The following is a 16311-nucleotide window of genomic DNA, read 5'->3' as shown; positions in this document are numbered from 1 at the left end:
CTTGCTGCATGACCGATGCGACAGACTTTGGCAGCAACCCACGGGTTACGGCGCAACAGCCACCCAGCGTGCCGTTGCCTGCGCCTGTGCCTTTTGGCGCGCCGGTCCTGATCTCGGATTGCGTGAACCCGTTGGCCGGGGAAACACTGTTGAGCTTGCTGTGGAAGCGGATGGATCTCGCGCCTGATACGGAGTGAGACACAAGATTTTTTGGCAAAAAATCTTGGGCTCCGCATAATTTTCGCCGAAAATTATGCGCCGCTAAAGCACTTCTGCCGGAGCCACCCACCATCCCATTTCGGCCACTTGCACAATACGGGCCACATGGCGCGCCGTCGCCATATCCTTGACCAAGGCAAAGCATGTCGCCCCGGAACCCGACATCCCGGCGACAGTGACCGCAGGCAAGGATTTCAGCTTCGCAATCGCTGCGGTAATCTCAGGAGCGATAGCCTCGGCCGGGGCCTGCAAATCATTGCGTTGCGCGGCCAACCAACGCGCAAATGCATCAAAGTCCAAACCGTCAGGCAGTTGCGCCATCGGCGTCCCGTTCTTTGTAGCGAGCCCCTCAAAAACCGGACCCGTCGGCACATCCACAGGAGGGCGGACAAGAACGAGCGCGCAGGGGGGCAAAGACGCCACCGGCGACAACACATCACCAATGCCTGACATGCGCACCGGCTTCGGAGCGCCCACGCAAACCGGCACATCTGCACCCAGCGCCACGACCTCGGGTGCTGTCGCAGGCAGTGGTGCAACGCTCCATAACTCTGCCAGCATTGCCAGGGTCGCGGCGGCATCAGACGATCCGCTGCCGATGCCCGCCGCATGCGGCAAATGCTTTTCAAGTGTCATAGCGGCGCCTTGCGTGACGCCGCGCACGGTCCGCAAAGCCTCGGCCGCGCGCATCATAAGATTGGTGTGGTCGATGGGCACGCCGGTGGAAAACGGTCCGCTGATCGTCATCCGCAGGTCAGGCGCCACGCTCGCACTAAGCTGATCGGCAACACCGGCAAAGACCACCAGACTGTCCAGCAGATGATAGCCATCATCGCGCTGACCAGTCACATGCAAGGTCAGATTGACCTTAGCAGGGGCGCTGACCTTAATCGTCGCCACTGGCGATCCGAATGGGGGCAAGCCCCTCATCGACCAAAACCAGATCTAACCCACGCTGTAACTTGTCACGAATACGCAATGCTTCGTCCGCTTCAGGATCAAATGACAAAGCACGTTGCCATTGAAACTGCGCCTCGATTTCGCGGCCAACCGCCCAGAGCGCATCACCCAGATGATCGTTGATAACGGGATCAACCGGTTCAAGCGACGCGGCGCGCTCAAGGTGCACCACGGCCTCATCATAGCGGCCCAGTTGGAAATAGACCCACCCAAGGCTGTCCACAATCGCCCCATTGTCAGGGCGCGCGGCTGCTGCGGTTTCAATCATCTCCAAGGCTTCATCAAGCTTTTCACCACGCTCAACCAGTGAATACCCCAGATAGTTCAGCACCTGTGGATGGTCGGGACGTAGGGCCAAGGCCGCACGGAAATCCGCCTCGGCCCCCGGCCAGTTGTCGACCTTATGGTAAGAGATCCCACGCGTGTAGTGCACAAACCACCGCGCGCTGGCGTCTTCATCATAAAGAGCAAGAGCGCGTGTATAGGTCGTGATCGCCTCATCATAACGATCCGCCTGACGCAGCGTGTCGCCTTTCGTGACATAGACCTGTGGCAGTTCCGGGTGGCTGCGTGTCAGCGCCTCAAGCACCTCAATCGCGGCATCACTGCGTCCGGCATCGCGCAGCACTTCGGCGCGGCCCAGTTCGGCAGCATGAAACGACGGATCATCGCGCGGGACTGAGGCATAGGCGGTATTGGCGAGATCATACTGACCAACCTCTTCCAAAAGCCTTGCCGTCATTAGAACCGCTGGCGTGTGCTCTGGCCAAAGATGCGTCGCCGCGCGGGCATAAATCAGCGTGAATTGTGCGGGCGCCTCATCTTCCACGATACCGGCGATCAGGTGAAACAAGTCAGCAAGTCCCTGCTCGGGCGTGCGAACTGCGCTATATGCGACGGCTGCGTCCGCCGCCATCTGGTCACGCAACTGGGTGACAGCAGGGTCAAGCTGTGTGCCAAAAACGCCGTCGATAATCGCAATCGCATCTGCGTTGCGTCCCAGCTGGCTCAGGATTTGTGCGTGCGCAATCGCACTTTGGCGGCTATAGCGCATGCCACCGGGCACCTGGCCCGAGAAAATCGCCTCGGCCCCCTCGAAATCACCGACCGAAGCCAGCGCATAGGCCTTATGGGTCAGCGCATAAATCGTCATGCCTTCGGTTTCGATGGCTTGGTCAAAACTTGCGATCGCAGCGCTCATGTCGCCCTGACCCAGATGCGCCCAGCCCTGTGACAGACCATCCACCAGAGGGCCAACGCTGCGTCCCATTTCAAGTGCGGTAAAGATACCGGCCCAATTGCCGGTCTTTGCATCGGCCACCTTGAGCGTCAGGTTGGCAACCTGACTTTCGTACCCGCGATCAACGATTGATTGGGCGACCGGGATGGCCCGTTCAAACTGGCCCAGTGCGATAAAGGACACCATGGCGTTTTCCAGCAAATAGGCGTTGCCGGGGTCGGCAATCAAACCCTTACTGAAATAGCGCGAGGCTTGGGTAAAGTCATTTGCGATGCCAGCCTGCCGCGCTGCAAGATACGATCCCGCATCTGGATCAGCCGAAACAGGGCCTGCCCCTGCAATCGCAAGAGCCGCCAAGGCCCCGAAAAATGAACGTTTCAACACAGTCTGGTCGCATCCTTTGATATCTTTCGCCGCACCCTAGTGAGGCAAACGCTGTCATGCAAACTGGACAAAGTCGCGGCGGCAAATTGTTGCGGGTCGGACATTAAGCTGTGTGAAAAAACGCGAGGCTTAGAAACAAGAAGACAGGCCATTACGGCCCATCTGCTCGCCCTGCCAATACTGCTCGCCCGCGCCTATTATACATGGCGCTTTACGTTACGGGCGACACTAAGCGATGAAGTGATTCGCCGTCAAGAGACTGATTCGCGAATCGGTCAACTTGTTGGGGCATAAACCCGGCAAAGCGGGTCAACCGGGATCGGGCTGACCAGAAAAGGCGTCTCGGGCGGCATCCCGCTTTCTTCCACCCATACCCCGTTGAGGCAAAAATCCTGCGCGTAATTGCCAAGGTTAAAGCCAAAGCCAGGATCGCCGCAGTCCGTCGCCGTTCCATCGGCATTCCATGCCTGGCTAACGCCCAGTCCAATTTCGCCCGGTGTCAGGAACACACGGCGGGCCGGATCATAGTGCAGGATCCAACTGGACCCGTCTGCCCGCGTCGCCATATCCCATTTTCCAAGCAGCTGACTGTTCTGATATCCGGCGATTTTGAATAGCGTCACATCGTCCTGCGTTACCACCGGCTTGTTGAGCGCAGATGGATTTAAGGTCATTTGCCCGGTCATCGTATAGCCGTTGGACCCTTGCCAGCAGAAATAGAAATCTGCCGCCTGGGCGCTGTTGGCGACAAGCGCAAGCGCGAAGCTAGCGGCCCGGATCATGCCCCGTTCTCCCGGATCACATGGCCCGCCAGATACAGCGATCCGCAAATCAGAATGCGGGCGTTGGGTGTGTCCTTTACGATGGTTTTGATTGCCTGCCGGACGTCCGATGCCTCTGCAGCCGGTAATCCAACTTGCTTTGCCTCCGCTGCCGTTTCCGCGGCTGTCAGCGTTGCGGCTTCGCCGGGAATAGAGACCGCGGTCAGGCTTTCGGCGACCTTTGCAAGGTGGCTCAGGTATCCGCCAACATCCTTTGTCTTCAGCATTCCGCAGATCAAATGCGTCGGGCGGGGTGGTTGGGCGCGCAACGTGTCCGCCAAAGCCAGTCCCGCCGCTGGGTTATGCCCGCCATCCAGCCAAAGTTCCGCCGGTGACGCCAAATCTACCAAAGCACCTTTCGTCAGTTTTTCCATCCGCGCAGGCCAATAGGCCCGCATCACTGCGGCCTCGCATGCTGCCTCATCGCGGCCCAGCGCGCGCAGTGCCGCGATGGCAGCGCCCGCATTCATAATCTGATGCGGTCCGCGCAAATGTGGTTTGGGCAGGTCAAGCAGCCCACGTTCATCCTGATAGATCAATCGCTCCCGCTCTGTGCTGACATGCCAATGCTGCCCATACGCGAGTAGCGGAGCGCCAAGCAACGCGGCGCGGGCTTCGATCACATCCATGCTTTCGTCATGCTGCGGTCCTACCACGCACGGCACACCGCGCTTGATGATCCCCGCCTTTTCACCCGCAATGGCCGCCAGCGTATCGCCAAGGAATTGCTGGTGATCCAGATCGACCGGCGTGATGATCGTGATGGCAGGGTCTGAGACGACGTTGGTCGCGTCCAAACGTCCGCCAAGGCCGACTTCGAGCAGGGTGTAGTCGGCGGGGGTTTCTGCGAAGGCCAGCAGACCCGCCACCGTCGTGATCTCAAAATAGGTAATCGGTTCGGGGCCGTTTGCGACATAGCACCGGTCAAGTACATCTGTCAGCGCCTCTTCTGTGATCAACTCACCGGCCAGACGGATACGTTCGTGAAAGCGTGCCAGATGCGGGGATGTATAGGCATGGACCTTTGATCCACCCGCCTCTAGCCCTGCCCGGATCATCGCTTGGGTCGATCCCTTGCCGTTGGTGCCTGCGACGTGAATAACAGGCGGCAAACGGTCCTGCGGATTGCCGACCGCCGCTAGCAAGCGCCAGACACGATCCAAGACCAGATCCATGACCTTGGGGTGCAAGGTCATCATCCGTTCCAGGATCACATCCGAGGTTTGGGTCACTTGGCGTCGTCCGGAACGATGGGATCTTCAAGTTGCAGCGTCGCTTCTGACGTGATCTCAGGCGCCGGCAAATCACCTTTCACAGGCGCGTCTTGCTTCATCAGCAGCCGCACAATTGTCACCAACTCATCTTTGAGAGCGGTGCGCATCGTCACACGATCCAGCATCCCGTGATCCAGCAGGTACTCGGCGCGCTGGAACCCTTCGGGCAGTTTTTCCCCAATGGTTTGTTCAATCACACGCGCACCGGCAAAACCGATCAGCGCATTGGGTTCAGCGATCTGGACATCACCGAGCATCGCGTAGGATGCGGTCACACCACCCGTCGTTGGGTGGGTGAGCACAACAATATAGGGCAGTCCTGCTTCTTTGAGCATTTGAACCGCTATCGTTGTGCGCGGCATTTGCATGAGGCCAAGGATGCCTTCCTGCATGCGTGCTCCACCGGCGGCGGAAAACAGGATCAGCGGGCGTTTAAGCGCAATCGCGCGTTCTGCCGCCGCCACAATCGCATTGCCGACATACATCGACATGGACCCGCCCATGAAGGAAAAATCCTGTACGGCGACGACAACAGGCGTGCGCCCCATTTCGCCCTCGGCCACCAGCATCGCGTCTTTTTCGCCGGTTTTCTTGCGTGCTTCTTTGATCCGGTCGGTATAGCGTTTCTGATCGCGGAAGTGCAGCGGGTCGGCGACCGGCTCGGGCACTGCGACTTCAACAAACACACCGCCATCGAAGATCGACTTCAAACGATCCCGCGCGCCAATCGCCATATGGTGATCGCAGTTGGTGCAGACGTTCAGGTTATCCGCCAGTTCGCGGTGGAACAGCATTGTGCCGCAGTCGTCGCATTTCGTCCACAGGTTGTCCGGCACCTCGCGGCGCGAAAACAACGAATTGATCGTGGGGCGGACGTAGTTGGTAATCCAGTTCATTGACGGGCCTTTAAGACGTTTGCGCGTTTGAGATATGACGGTGCGTCACGAATTGCAATCAGCGCTGCAAGGCAATCCGTGCTGCCAGCCACATGATCGCAACTGAAGTGAGCATCGTCAGCAACTGAACAAGCCCCCAAAAAGTGAACACGGTCTCAAGCGGATAGCTGTATAGGTCAGGATCTTCATAAGGGTAAAGGAACAGGGCCACACCCGACGACGGCCAGCCTTGGATGCCGACGATCAACAATGCAAAGGCGTTGTTAGCCAGATGCAATCCGATGGCGGACCCCAGATTGCCTGTCCGCGCCGTCAGGTCTGCGCAGGCCAGCCCCAGCGCCATCGCCCACACCGCCCAAAGTGCGCCGTCCGCTGCACCATTCCCGTTCCAATAATGCAGCGCGCCAAAGATTGCCGACGGCAGAACCATCCACGTCCAACGACTGTTTGAGATGCACGCGAACTGTTGTTGCAGGTAGCCGCGAAAGAACATCTCTTCCGTGCCGACTTGGATCAGCAATGCGGCGAGCGTGACCGGGATCAGCGCCGCCCAGACCCCGATATTGCGTACCTCGGCCAGATCGGCAGTGTCGACCCAAGGCGGCAATATCGCCAATATCATCAACCAAACTCCGACACCCCAGCCCACAAGGATCAGATCACGTTTGACCGCCTCTACCGGACCAATGACCGACCAGAACCCGCGCCCGTGGATCAGGCGCAGCAGAACCACAAACCCGGCGCCTGCGACTCCAAACGAAAAGAACTGCGCCAGTGTGCCAAAGGTCGTGACCCCTTCGTAGAACGCATCGACCGCGGCCTCGCTCATCAAAAAACCGGCAAAGACCGATGGCGACAGCATGAAAACGATCTCAAAGGCAACCAGCATGACCAGCACCCGCCATATCTGAGGCGTTTGCCAAGCGGGGCGGATGAACCCGCGATGTGCTGCATAAGGATCGGACATTGCGCGACATTATCTCACAATCAACCAGCCGCAACGCTTGTTTGGAGGGCTTGCGCCGGACCTGCCCTCTATTTAGACCGTTTCTAACAGTTGCGAGGAGACACCCCAGATGCCCAAGACCCCGGTCGACAAGACAAACCTGCCCAGCCGCCACGTTACCGAAGGGCCGTCACGCGCGCCGCATCGGTCGTACTTTTACGCAATGGGTCTGGATGAAGAGGCAATCAAGCAGCCTTGGGTTGGCGTTGCAACCTGCTGGAACGAAGCCGCCCCTTGCAACATTTCGCTGAACCGTCAGGCGCAGGCTGTGAAGCTGGGCGTCAAAAAGGGCAGCGGTACACCACGCGAATTCACCACGATCACCGTGACCGACGGCATTGCGATGGGCCACGAAGGCATGCGGTCATCACTGGCATCGCGTGAGGCAATTGCGGATACGGTTGAGTTGACCATGCGCGGCCACTGCTATGACGCGATTGTGGGTCTGGCGGGCTGCGACAAATCCTTGCCGGGGATGATGATGGCGATGGTCCGTTTGAACACGCCGTCCGTCTTTATCTATGGCGGGTCAATCCTGCCGGGCCGTTTGGACGGTAAGGACGTCACCGTTCAGGACGTGTTCGAGGCTGTGGGCAAACACCAAGCGGGCAACATGACTGATGCGGAACTTGAGGTGTTAGAGCGCGTCGCTTGCCCATCTGCCGGTGCTTGTGGTGGTCAGTTTACTGCCAACACGATGGCTTGCGTGTCTGAGGCGATTGGCCTTGCGCTGATGAACTCATCTGGCGCCCCTGCCCCTTACGAAAGCCGCGATCAGTATGGCATCGCATCAGGTGAAGCGGTCATGAACCTGATCTCCAAAAACATCCGCGCCCGTGATATCGTCACACGCAAGTCGCTGGAAAACGCAGCTCGCATCGTGGCTTGCACAGGCGGGTCCACTAACGCGGGTCTGCACCTGCCTGCCATCGCACACGAAGCAGGCATTGATTTCGACCTGATGGACGTCTGTGACATTTTCCGCGACACGCCCTACTTCGTCGACCTGAAACCCGGCGGCCAGTATGTCGCCAAAGACCTTTACGAAGCAGGCGGCGTGCCTGTCGTGCTCAAAGAACTGCGCAAGGCTGGTCTGATCCATGAGGATTGCATGACAGCATCAGGACGTGTCATCGGCGAAGAGCTGGATATGATCAAAGGTGAAGCTGACAACAACGTTATCTATTCCGTCGAAAACCCGCTTACCAAAACCGGTGGTGTTGTGGGCCTCAAGGGCAATCTTGCCCCGGAAGGGGCGATCGTGAAAGTCGCGGGGATGAACACGCAGGAACAGTCCTTTACCGGGCCTGCCCGTTGTTTTGAAAGCGAAGAAGATGCTTTTGAAGCTGTGAAAGCCCGCAAGTACGAAGAAGGCGAAGTGCTTGTTATCCGCAACGAAGGCCCGTCCGGCGGCCCCGGCATGCGCGAGATGCTCGCGACCACTGCTGCCCTGTCTGGTCAAGGCATGGGCAAGAAAGTGGCGCTGATCACGGACGGCCGCTTCTCGGGTGCGACGCGCGGGTTCTGTGTGGGTCATGTAGGGCCAGAGGCCGCACATGGTGGTCCGATCGGCCTGTTGCAGAACGGCGATGTCATCACGATCAACGCGATCACGGGTGAGTTGTCAGTTGATCTGAGTGACGCGGTATTGGCGGAGCGCAAGGCCAACTGGAAAGGCCCGAAAGAGACGATCTATGCATCGGGTGCACTCTGGAAATACGCCCAGCTTGTCGGTGGTGCGCGTCTGGGGGCGGTGACGCATCCCGGTGCGAAGGCCGAAAAACACATCTACATGGATCTATAGCCCTGATGATCCGTGCGTTTATTGCGCTTTGCGGCGCGCTGGCCATTGCTGGCTGCACCCAGCAGGGTGGCACGCCGACGCGGTCAGTCTCGCTTGGTGAGGGGCAGGTCATTGCGACCTCTCCTGCTGGATACTGTGTCGACGATATCTCAAGTCAACCGGCGAATGATTTTGCAATCCTGGCGCCCTGTGCGTCCTTAGGTGCGGCAGGCGGCATCCCACAAGTCGTCGGCTTTGCCACGGTTCAGGTTGGTCCTGCCGAAAGCGGTAGTATCGCGGCAGATGAAATCGCGCTGCGGGATTTTCTGATCACTGACGAAGGGGTCAGCTTGCTGAGCCAGACCGGGGACGGCGCAGAGGTCAATGTACTGTCGACACAAGCCTTCAATAGTCAGGTGATGATCCACTTTAACGATGAGGGCCCGCCCCCGCTTGCCGGGCTACAAAGCGAAGAATGGCGGGCGTTTACCACCATCAACGGGCGTCTGGTCACGATCGGGGTGCGTGGTTTGGCGGTGGCACCTTTAACGGACGGACCGGGGGCAACCTTGCTGAAACTAATCGTGGCGGGCGTGCAGGCGGCGGCGATCCCGTCCGAAGACAATGCCACACCCGACGTCTGAGTGGTTTTCATCGCAGCACTTGTTTGGCACAGTTGCCACCTGACAACGAAAGATTGCAGAGATGCCCTTTCCCCTGCAAGGCCCCATTGAAAGGTTCCTGCAACGCCGCGCGATCAAGCGTTGGCGGTTGGCCGCGCGCGCATCGGCAAAACTTGATCTGGCCACGCTCGACCGCAAGAACGAGGTTGCCAAAAAGCTGCTGCGCCATATCGGAGCATTCAAGCTTGAGGCCGATAGCAGGCTGGCCTTGCCTCGGATCGGGTCAACCACATTCCCGCAACCACCTGGCACAGACTGGGCGTGGCGTCCTAAACCATGGCGGGCCCCTTTTGCCGGGGTTGGAATTGCGCCTGCGCTGTCCAAGATGGAACTGACCAATGAGTTGGTCATCTTTCACGATTGCAAGCGCGCCGAGGTCAGCCTGCGGCAGGACCGCAATACGCGCGATACTGATCTGGCGCCGTTTTCGGTAGCGCTGGAGGTGTTTCACTTCACCGGCAGTTATCTGTCGCTGGTGATCGAGATCCCGCAGTCGTCTTGTGAAGGTCTGCGCAAACGGCATCTGATCCGGCTGGCGGCTTTGATTGAACGCGAACAACCCACCGAGATTTATGCCCGGCTGAACGTCAAGAACGGACCCAACACCGAACAACTGCTGCTGACGTTGCCCAGTGACGCGCCCGAGGCGATGGTTGAATTTGATCTGGCCTATAGCGGTTTGAATGAAAAACGAGCTGAGCGGATGTGGCTGGATCTGATGATCGAAAAGCCCCGCATGAACAAAGTGACAATCCGGGATCTGACGCTGTGTCGGTATCCCCGCGCGGACATCTAGGGAAACACGGTAATGGGCAAACAGTCGTTGATGAATGCGCAGATCAAAGCCGGAGTTTGGCAGGGCGACTTGGTCGGCGCGGGCGAAAACACGCCGCAGGTGCAGGTTACACACCTTGGGGTTGCGCTTGAGGGCGTGACTTGCACCCACGACGGCACCCATGACGTCTGGCGGCTGACTGTGCCAATCCCGCCCACGTTGATCAATGATGGCGTGCAGACCTTTTTGGTTCGGGACGCCGATGGAACAACCCTTGCGCAGTTCAGCATTGTTGCGGGGGAACCTTTAGCCGACGATCTGCGCGCAGAGATCGCATTGCTCAGGGGTGAGCTGGAGCTATTGAAGAAAGCGTTCCGCCAGCACTGCAATGAAACGTAGCGCCACCCTACGTGCAACCCGCTGATTTGGATGCATTTAATACAGCATCTAAACTCATTGTCAGAACGACAACCAATCCCGATCTCGTCCCGTAACAACATGGTTAATAGGAACTTGAAAGGAACACCTAATGAACCGTCGCTTCGCAATTAAATCTGCCATCCTCGCCGCTGGCGTAGCCGTCGCTGCCGCTTGTGCACCCATGATGGAGAGCGAGCCTGATATCGTCGACATCGCCGCATCCAACGGCAACTTCAACACACTGGTCGCTGCTGTAACTGCCGCGGGCCTCGTCGATACGCTCAAAAGCGAGGGTCCATTCACCGTCTTCGCGCCAACAGACGCAGCCTTTGCAGCACTGCCAGCCGGCACCGTCGACAGCCTGCTGTTGCCAGAAAACAAGGATCAGCTTGTTGCGATCCTGACATATCATGTTGTCCCCGGTGCGGTGACATCCGATCAGTTGGCCGGTCAGCGCATGAGTGTAGCCACAGTCAACGGTGCAAACGTCCACATCGACGGCCGCAATGGCGTGAAGGTCGAGAACGCGAACGTGACAACAGCGGACATTATCGCATCCAACGGCGTGATCCACGTGATCGACAGCGTTCTGCTGCCCTAAGTCAGACCGGATAAGCCCAGCCGCTCCCTCTCCCCGGATGTGCGGTTGGGCTGCCCGTTAAGGGCATCCCTCACCCCCATCGTTGCAAAACGGTGGGGTTTTTGATTTGGTGGATGTCTGATTTGAGCCCCATTTCACCGGATGCCGCGGACTCTACGAATGACTGCTATATCGACGACCGCTTTTTGGGATCGTTCATGACGCGTCCGTCAAATCTTCTGCGAGCATGAGTGCGTTCCCATCTGGGTCATAAAAAGTTGCTGTTTTTACCATACCTTCGACGACATCCGTTTCGCCATCGAACCTAACTTTGGCGTGCTCCAGTTTCTGCCTTGCAGCGTCCAGGTCAGCTATCCCAAAGACGGGTACGCAGTTGCCCGGTGCAGGCTTGGTGTGCTCGCCAAGGCCAATTGTTACGCCAACTGTATTCGTTTGAAGTTCTGACCAGCCTGCGTCGTCCGCATGATAAATAGTCTTAAATCCCAACATGCTGCCGTACCATTCAGCGCTTACGTGACGGTCCTTGACGGACAGAGAAATATTGATGGTTTCATTGGGCGAAATAAGAGACATAGTCTTTCCTTTTTTACCTAAATATATTAACTATACTTTATGGACATTAAGCTATTTGTCAACGTCACTTCAAGAGCTTGGGCGCTAGCCATTTTATCGAACTTGCACGCAGGTGTTGCGGGACGGCAGGCACCTTTGTTGGCTGCAACTGGCGCGAGTAGAACCGCTTTCGCCCAAAGCATGGATCACTTAATCACGGTGGGCTTGCTAGAACGAAACCCTGGTTATGGTCATCCATTGCGTCCGGAATTCCGACTCACATCGTTAGGAGTTTCAGCAGCTGCCATTGCCAACAAAATTCAAAGTGTAGCCGGTAAAGAAGACCAAGACTTGCTCCGTCGGTCATGGACGCTGCCAGTGTTGACGACGCTTCACACACCTAGCCGCTTCAATGACATCAAGCGGAGTTTGCCGTCAATTACGGATCGAGCATTGTCGCAATCGCTGAAAATAATGGAAGTCAGAAGCTGGGTGTGCCGTGCCGTTGACGAGACGGCTCGTCCACCGAGATCGATTTACTCTGCTGTGAATGCTGGCGCAGCGATTAGTCAGGCAACGGCACCAGAAATCAGGTTTGTTTAGCAAGACCGGACGTTCGTTCGGAAGTGGTGAAGGTCGGATAAGTCCCGCAAAGCAGACCTTCCCTAACCATCCCCACCCAGTTCATTCCAGATCTCACGCACCCAGCCTTTGATCACTTGTGCCTCTTCCCAGCGGTTTGACATCTCAGCACCATCCGGCCCGGTCATCGCATATTCAGGCGGCCCCAACTCGCAGACAAAGATGCAATCCCCAGACGGGTTGCGTGCCCGCCAGTCGGCCAGCCCTTCGCGCCACCAGCCTTTGAACAGCTCAACCCATTTCTGGTTCTGGGGAAAGTCCAGTTGCAGTTGGATTTGCTGGCGTGAGGCCACCCGCCCTTGGAAACTGTCGGACCGTTGCAGGATGCTGCTTATCAGTCGCATGTCGTGTTCGGACAGCGGAAACCAGAATTCTCGGTCCACGACATAATGCGACAGGTCCGCGCAAATCCGCATGTCGGGGATACGGTCAAGCAGTTGCAGCGTTGTGTAAAGATCATTGGTGATGCAGTTACGGTGCGTCTCGAACTGCACCGGCACGCCGATCCGGTCGGCCATATTCATCCAAGTTTCGATCACTGGCACCATATCGTCGAGTGCGATGGGCATCACTTGCCCAATCACATCCACAAAAGGCGCGCCAAAATCGGCGGCCATATGCAGCGTGTCCTCTAAGCTTTCGATCGTCTTGGGGAAGGCGACGATCAGCGGTGTCAGCCCGTTGCGTTCCATATGAGGTCGCACCTCATGGGCGACAGCCACATCAGACGCACCCAGATCAATCGCCATGCCGTCAAAGCCGACCTCGGCGACCATTTCGCAAACTTGATTATGAGGCAGTTTCACCCCGGTCTGATCATGCGGCTGCATCGCCCAAAGCGATGTGTAGACCTTAAGTCGCCTCACTCCGCCGGCATCCGGGTGACGCGCCCACCACTTCGGGGGATGATCCAGACCTCGTCCATGGGATATTGGCTTTCGTCCTTGGCCATCAGCTTGCCGATCACTTCGCGCTGGAATTCGAGCCAACCCATGCGGTGCACTTCGCCTGCTTTGTCCTCGATCCGGTTGTTGAGTTCGCGCAGTTTCCAGAACGGGACAGCGGGAAAAGTGTGGTGCGCCGTGTGATAAGGCATCTGCCAGCAAAGCCAGTTTTGCAGCGCATTGGCGCGGGTGGAACGGGTGTTTTCCATGATGTCGTTTTCATGGCTCAGGCCCAGATGCTCGATGGTGTTTTGCAGCTGGTGGATCGGCTTGGTCAGAACCATCGGAATAATCCAGAAGGTCAGCGCGGCCCATGATCCGGTGATCAGGGACACGACCGCGATTAGCCCGTAACCCGCCAGGTGCAGGCGGCTTTCGCGGATTACGCGCGCCTCTTCCTCTGCTCGGATGAAGGGTTCGATGATGATGCCCCTTGCACGGCGGACGGTGCCAAAAACCCGATTGCGCCAATAGGTGATCCCGCTCAGCCAAAGCAGGTAAGTTGTCAGCGTGTAGGGTTCGCGTACCAGTTCCCCGTCGCGTTCCCAGTCTTGGGTGTATTGGTGGTGTGCAAAATGCATGATCTGGTCGAAATCACGCGGGAAAATCTGGATGAAACCGATGATGCGCCCGAAAACCTCGTTCAGTTTGCGGGTTTTGAAGACGGTCGCGTGGGATAGCTCGTGTTGGGCGGCGTACAGGAAGTTCAGCAGTACGCCAAGCGCAAGACCTGTCACCCAGACCCAACCAGTGCCCATGGCGTAGCTATGCAGGACACCGACAAGCAGAATTGCCCCCATGTGGCTTGCCATTTGCAGCCCACCTTGCAGGTCTGATCGCTCGGACAGCGCCCGCAGTTCTGTTGGTGTCAGCAGCTTGCGCCGGGAAAAGCTCGCCTCCATTTTCCACCCCTTTGTCGTGTTGCCGCCAGCCTAGCGCAGCGTGCACATTTCGCAAAACCTTTCGCACAGGCCAGATCGCCGCAGATATTACGCCACGTTGAGGGTGACGCGCGCGTCGGCTTTCGCCATGATTGCCCAAACCGGAGGCACCTTTATGACCCAATATCCCAATCTTCTGTCCCCCCTTGATCTGGGCTTCACAACTTTGAAGAACCGCGTGTTGATGGGCTCCATGCATACCGGGCTGGAAGAGACGAAAGATTGGAACCGTGTCGCCGAATTCTATGCCGAGCGTGCGCGCGGCGATGTGGCTTTGATGGTCACAGGTGGCATGGCCCCCAACGCAGAAGGCGGCGTGTTTCCGGGGGCCGCTGGTCTTTATACTGACGAGGACATCGCGAACCACAAGATCGTCACCGACCGCGTACATGATGCCGATGGCAAGATCGCAATGCAGATCCTGCATGCCGGCCGCTATGCCTATTCGCCCAACTGTGTGGCCCCTTCGCCCGTGAAGTCGCCGATCTCGCCTTTCCCACCAAAAGAGCTGGATGAGGATGGGATCGAGAAACAGATCAGCGATATTGTGACCGCCGCTACCCGTGCCAAAGAGGCAGGATATGACGGGGTCGAGGTGATGGGATCAGAGGGTTACTTCATCAATCAGTTCCTTGTCACCCACACCAATAAGCGCACCGACCGCTGGGGTGGCTCATATGAAAACCGCATGCGGTTGCCGGTTGAGACTGTGCGCCGGGTCCGTGAGGCCGTAGGCACTGATTTCATCGTTATCTATCGTCTGTCGATGATTGATCTCGTTCCGAACGGGTCCACTTGGGAAGAGGTCTTGCAACTGGCCAAAGCGATTGAAGACGCAGGTGCGACGATCCTGAATACTGGCATTGGCTGGCACGAGGCGCGTATTCCGACGATCGCCACATCCGTGCCGCGTCGCGCGTTCACTTGGGTGACGAAGAAGCTGATGGGCGAGGTGCAAATCCCCATCATCACCTCAAACCGCATAAACATGCCCGAAGTGGCCGAAGGCGTGCTGTCAGACGGCTGCGCCGATATGGTCAGCATGGCGCGCCCCTTTCTGGCGGACGCGCATTTCGTGGCTAAAGCGAAGGCAGGCAAGGCGGCAGAGATTGCGCCTTGCATCGCGTGTAATCAGGCCTGTCTGGATCACACCTTCAGCGGCAAGCTGTCGTCGTGTTTAGTGAACCCGCGCGCCTGTCATGAGACGGAACTGACGATAGCGGCTGCCGATACGACAAAGAAAGTCGCTGTTGTTGGCGCAGGGCCTGCGGGGCTGTCTGCGGCACTTACGGCGGCTGAACGTGGGCATGCCGTCACGATCTTTGACAAGTCGGATGAGATCGGCGGCCAGCTGAATATGGCAAAACAGGTGCCGGGTAAGGAGGAGTTCTGGGGGCTGGTCGATTATTATCGCACCATGGTCGCCAAGGCCGGGATCACATTACAAATGGGCACGACCGCCACGCCAGAGGCTTTGGTCGATTTCAATGAAATCATCATCGCCACCGGCGTCGCCCCACGCGATCCGGCCATCCCCGGCCAAGACGGCCCCAATGTGCTGTCCTATATCGACGTGCTGCGCGGCAAAGCTGAGGTCGGCAAGAACGTGGCCGTGATTGGCGCGGGCGGCATTGGCTTTGACGTGGCGGAGTTCCTTGTGACAGATGAAAGCCCCACTGAGAACCTTGATGAGTGGCTCGCCGAATGGGGTGTTGGTGATCCGTCGCAAACGCGCGGTGGTTTGCGGCCCGAGGGAGCACAGCCAGAGGCTCCTGTTCGGCAGGTCACGTTGCTGCAACGCAAGTCAGAGAAGTTAGGCAAGCGGTTGGGCAAGACAACAGGTTGGATCCACCGTGCCGGGCTTCAAATGAAGAACGTGCAGATGATCGGCGGCGTGAACTACGAAAAGATCGACTCAGACGGCTTGCACATCAGCCATGGCGAGGCCCGCGAAAACCCCAAGGTGATTGCGGCTGACACGATCGTGCTTTGCGCAGGTCAAGTCCCGCAGCGCAGCTTGGCTGATGCGTTAATTGCTCTGGGGCGCACAGTTCATGTGATTGGCGGTGCTGATGTCGCCGCTGAACTGGACGCAAAGCGCGCGATTGATCAAGGCACGCGTCTGGCTGCACAGCTTTAAATTCATCGAAATACGACCGCTTTGCGCCCA

Annotated in this window: 17 protein-coding genes; 8 read left to right on the top strand and 9 right to left on the bottom strand. The window is 57.9% G+C overall.

The window, feature by feature from the left end:
* Window positions 1-8 precede the first annotated feature (8 nt).
* On the top strand, window positions 9-197 hold the full coding sequence (locus MWU60_RS10070) for a hypothetical protein (RefSeq protein WP_247227141.1): 189 nt from the start codon (window positions 9-11) through the stop codon (window positions 195-197).
* Between the two features lie 64 nt (window positions 198-261).
* Here the strand turns inward: MWU60_RS10070 and MWU60_RS10065 are convergent, their stop codons facing one another.
* The 6 genes from MWU60_RS10065 to MWU60_RS10040 form a co-directional block, all read right to left on the bottom strand.
* Window positions 262-1119 (bottom strand): 4-(cytidine 5'-diphospho)-2-C-methyl-D-erythritol kinase, encoded by an 858-nt coding sequence (locus MWU60_RS10065; protein ID WP_247227140.1) that lies wholly within the window; start codon window positions 1117-1119, stop codon window positions 262-264.
* Window positions 1106-2803: a tetratricopeptide repeat protein gene (locus tag MWU60_RS10060; RefSeq protein WP_247227139.1), complete on the bottom strand. Its 1698-nt coding sequence runs from the start codon at window positions 2801-2803 to the stop codon at window positions 1106-1108. The genes MWU60_RS10065 and MWU60_RS10060 overlap by 14 nt, the downstream gene beginning before the upstream one ends.
* 275 nt (window positions 2804-3078) lie before the next feature.
* Window positions 3079-3585, bottom strand: coding sequence for a hypothetical protein (locus MWU60_RS10055; protein ID WP_247227138.1), 507 nt, complete (start codon window positions 3583-3585; stop codon window positions 3079-3081).
* On the bottom strand, window positions 3582-4823 hold the full coding sequence (locus MWU60_RS10050) for a folylpolyglutamate synthase/dihydrofolate synthase family protein (RefSeq protein ID WP_247227490.1): 1242 nt from the start codon (window positions 4821-4823) through the stop codon (window positions 3582-3584). Before MWU60_RS10050 ends, MWU60_RS10055 begins: the two co-directional genes overlap by 4 nt.
* Before the next feature lie 29 nt (window positions 4824-4852).
* Window positions 4853-5794, bottom strand: a complete 942-nt coding sequence (accD, locus tag MWU60_RS10045) for an acetyl-CoA carboxylase, carboxyltransferase subunit beta (protein ID WP_247227137.1) — start codon at window positions 5792-5794, stop codon at window positions 4853-4855.
* A gap of 58 nt (window positions 5795-5852) precedes the next feature.
* The gene (locus MWU60_RS10040; RefSeq protein WP_247227136.1) at window positions 5853-6761 is read right to left on the bottom strand and encodes a CPBP family intramembrane glutamic endopeptidase; all 909 of its coding nucleotides are present in this window, start codon (window positions 6759-6761) and stop codon (window positions 5853-5855) included.
* Window positions 6762-6870: 109 nt separating this feature from the next.
* On the opposite strand from MWU60_RS10040, the gene ilvD reads away from it, so the two are divergent.
* The 5 genes from ilvD (at window position 6871) to MWU60_RS10015 (ending at window position 11062) form a co-directional block, all read left to right on the top strand.
* Window positions 6871-8604, top strand: coding sequence for a dihydroxy-acid dehydratase (gene ilvD, locus MWU60_RS10035; protein WP_247227135.1), 1734 nt, complete (start codon window positions 6871-6873; stop codon window positions 8602-8604).
* A 5-nt stretch (window positions 8605-8609) separates the two neighbouring features.
* On the top strand, window positions 8610-9227 hold the full coding sequence (locus tag MWU60_RS10030) for a dihydroxy-acid dehydratase (RefSeq protein WP_247227133.1): 618 nt from the start codon (window positions 8610-8612) through the stop codon (window positions 9225-9227).
* Between the two features lie 61 nt (window positions 9228-9288).
* Window positions 9289-10062: a DUF6478 family protein gene (locus MWU60_RS10025; RefSeq protein ID WP_247227131.1), complete on the top strand. Its 774-nt coding sequence runs from the start codon at window positions 9289-9291 to the stop codon at window positions 10060-10062.
* Window positions 10063-10074: 12 nt separating this feature from the next.
* The gene (locus MWU60_RS10020) at window positions 10075-10440 is read left to right on the top strand and encodes a hypothetical protein (RefSeq protein ID WP_247227129.1); all 366 of its coding nucleotides are present in this window, start codon (window positions 10075-10077) and stop codon (window positions 10438-10440) included.
* A gap of 130 nt (window positions 10441-10570) precedes the next feature.
* Entirely contained in the window at window positions 10571-11062 is a 492-nt protein-coding gene (locus MWU60_RS10015; RefSeq protein WP_247227128.1) for a fasciclin domain-containing protein, read from the top strand.
* Between the two features lie 195 nt (window positions 11063-11257).
* On the opposite strand, the gene MWU60_RS10010 is transcribed toward MWU60_RS10015, so the two are convergent.
* A complete protein-coding gene (locus tag MWU60_RS10010) occupies window positions 11258-11635 on the bottom strand; it encodes a VOC family protein (protein ID WP_247227127.1) in 378 nt (125 codons plus the stop codon).
* Between the two features lie 39 nt (window positions 11636-11674).
* On the opposite strand from MWU60_RS10010, the gene MWU60_RS10005 reads away from it, so the two are divergent.
* Entirely contained in the window at window positions 11675-12217 is a 543-nt protein-coding gene (locus tag MWU60_RS10005) for a winged helix-turn-helix transcriptional regulator (protein WP_247227126.1), read from the top strand.
* A gap of 62 nt (window positions 12218-12279) precedes the next feature.
* Here MWU60_RS10005 and MWU60_RS10000 read toward each other — a convergent pair whose 3' ends face one another.
* Window positions 12280-13122: a sugar phosphate isomerase/epimerase gene (locus MWU60_RS10000; protein WP_247227125.1), complete on the bottom strand. Its 843-nt coding sequence runs from the start codon at window positions 13120-13122 to the stop codon at window positions 12280-12282.
* Window positions 13119-14102, bottom strand: coding sequence for a fatty acid desaturase (locus MWU60_RS09995; RefSeq protein ID WP_247227123.1), 984 nt, complete (start codon window positions 14100-14102; stop codon window positions 13119-13121). Before MWU60_RS09995 ends, MWU60_RS10000 begins: the two co-directional genes overlap by 4 nt.
* A 154-nt stretch (window positions 14103-14256) precedes the next feature.
* On the opposite strand from MWU60_RS09995, the gene MWU60_RS09990 reads away from it, so the two are divergent.
* Window positions 14257-16281 (top strand): NADPH-dependent 2,4-dienoyl-CoA reductase, encoded by a 2025-nt coding sequence (locus tag MWU60_RS09990; protein WP_247227122.1) that lies wholly within the window; start codon window positions 14257-14259, stop codon window positions 16279-16281.
* Window positions 16282-16311: the final 30 nt, after the last annotated feature.

The sequence above is a fragment of the Yoonia sp. F2084L genome (genome assembly GCF_023015625.1).
Taxonomy (GTDB): domain Bacteria; phylum Pseudomonadota; class Alphaproteobacteria; order Rhodobacterales; family Rhodobacteraceae; genus Yoonia.
Note: the sequence above shows the minus strand (reverse complement) of the source record. Positions and strands in the feature narration are given on the sequence as shown.

Coding starts and splice junctions, on each gene's coding strand:
- MWU60_RS10030 (WP_247227133.1), top strand. CDS start 8,610: ATGATCCGTGCGTTTATTGCGCTTTGCGGCGCGCTGGCCATTGCTGGC.
- MWU60_RS10040 (WP_247227136.1), bottom strand. CDS start 6,761: ATGTCCGATCCTTATGCAGCACATCGCGGGTTCATCCGCCCCGCTTGG.
- MWU60_RS10015 (WP_247227128.1), top strand. CDS start 10,571: ATGAACCGTCGCTTCGCAATTAAATCTGCCATCCTCGCCGCTGGCGTA.
- MWU60_RS09995 (WP_247227123.1), bottom strand. CDS start 14,102: ATGGAGGCGAGCTTTTCCCGGCGCAAGCTGCTGACACCAACAGAACTG.
- MWU60_RS10020 (WP_247227129.1), top strand. CDS start 10,075: ATGGGCAAACAGTCGTTGATGAATGCGCAGATCAAAGCCGGAGTTTGG.
- ilvD (WP_247227135.1), top strand. CDS start 6,871: ATGCCCAAGACCCCGGTCGACAAGACAAACCTGCCCAGCCGCCACGTT.
- MWU60_RS10005 (WP_247227126.1), top strand. CDS start 11,675: ATGGACATTAAGCTATTTGTCAACGTCACTTCAAGAGCTTGGGCGCTA.
- MWU60_RS10010 (WP_247227127.1), bottom strand. CDS start 11,635: ATGTCTCTTATTTCGCCCAATGAAACCATCAATATTTCTCTGTCCGTC.
- MWU60_RS10070 (WP_247227141.1), top strand. CDS start 9: ATGACCGATGCGACAGACTTTGGCAGCAACCCACGGGTTACGGCGCAA.
- MWU60_RS10055 (WP_247227138.1), bottom strand. CDS start 3,585: ATGATCCGGGCCGCTAGCTTCGCGCTTGCGCTTGTCGCCAACAGCGCC.
- MWU60_RS10050 (WP_247227490.1), bottom strand. CDS start 4,823: ATGATGACCTTGCACCCCAAGGTCATGGATCTGGTCTTGGATCGTGTC.
- MWU60_RS09990 (WP_247227122.1), top strand. CDS start 14,257: ATGACCCAATATCCCAATCTTCTGTCCCCCCTTGATCTGGGCTTCACA.
- accD (WP_247227137.1), bottom strand. CDS start 5,794: ATGAACTGGATTACCAACTACGTCCGCCCCACGATCAATTCGTTGTTT.
- MWU60_RS10025 (WP_247227131.1), top strand. CDS start 9,289: ATGCCCTTTCCCCTGCAAGGCCCCATTGAAAGGTTCCTGCAACGCCGC.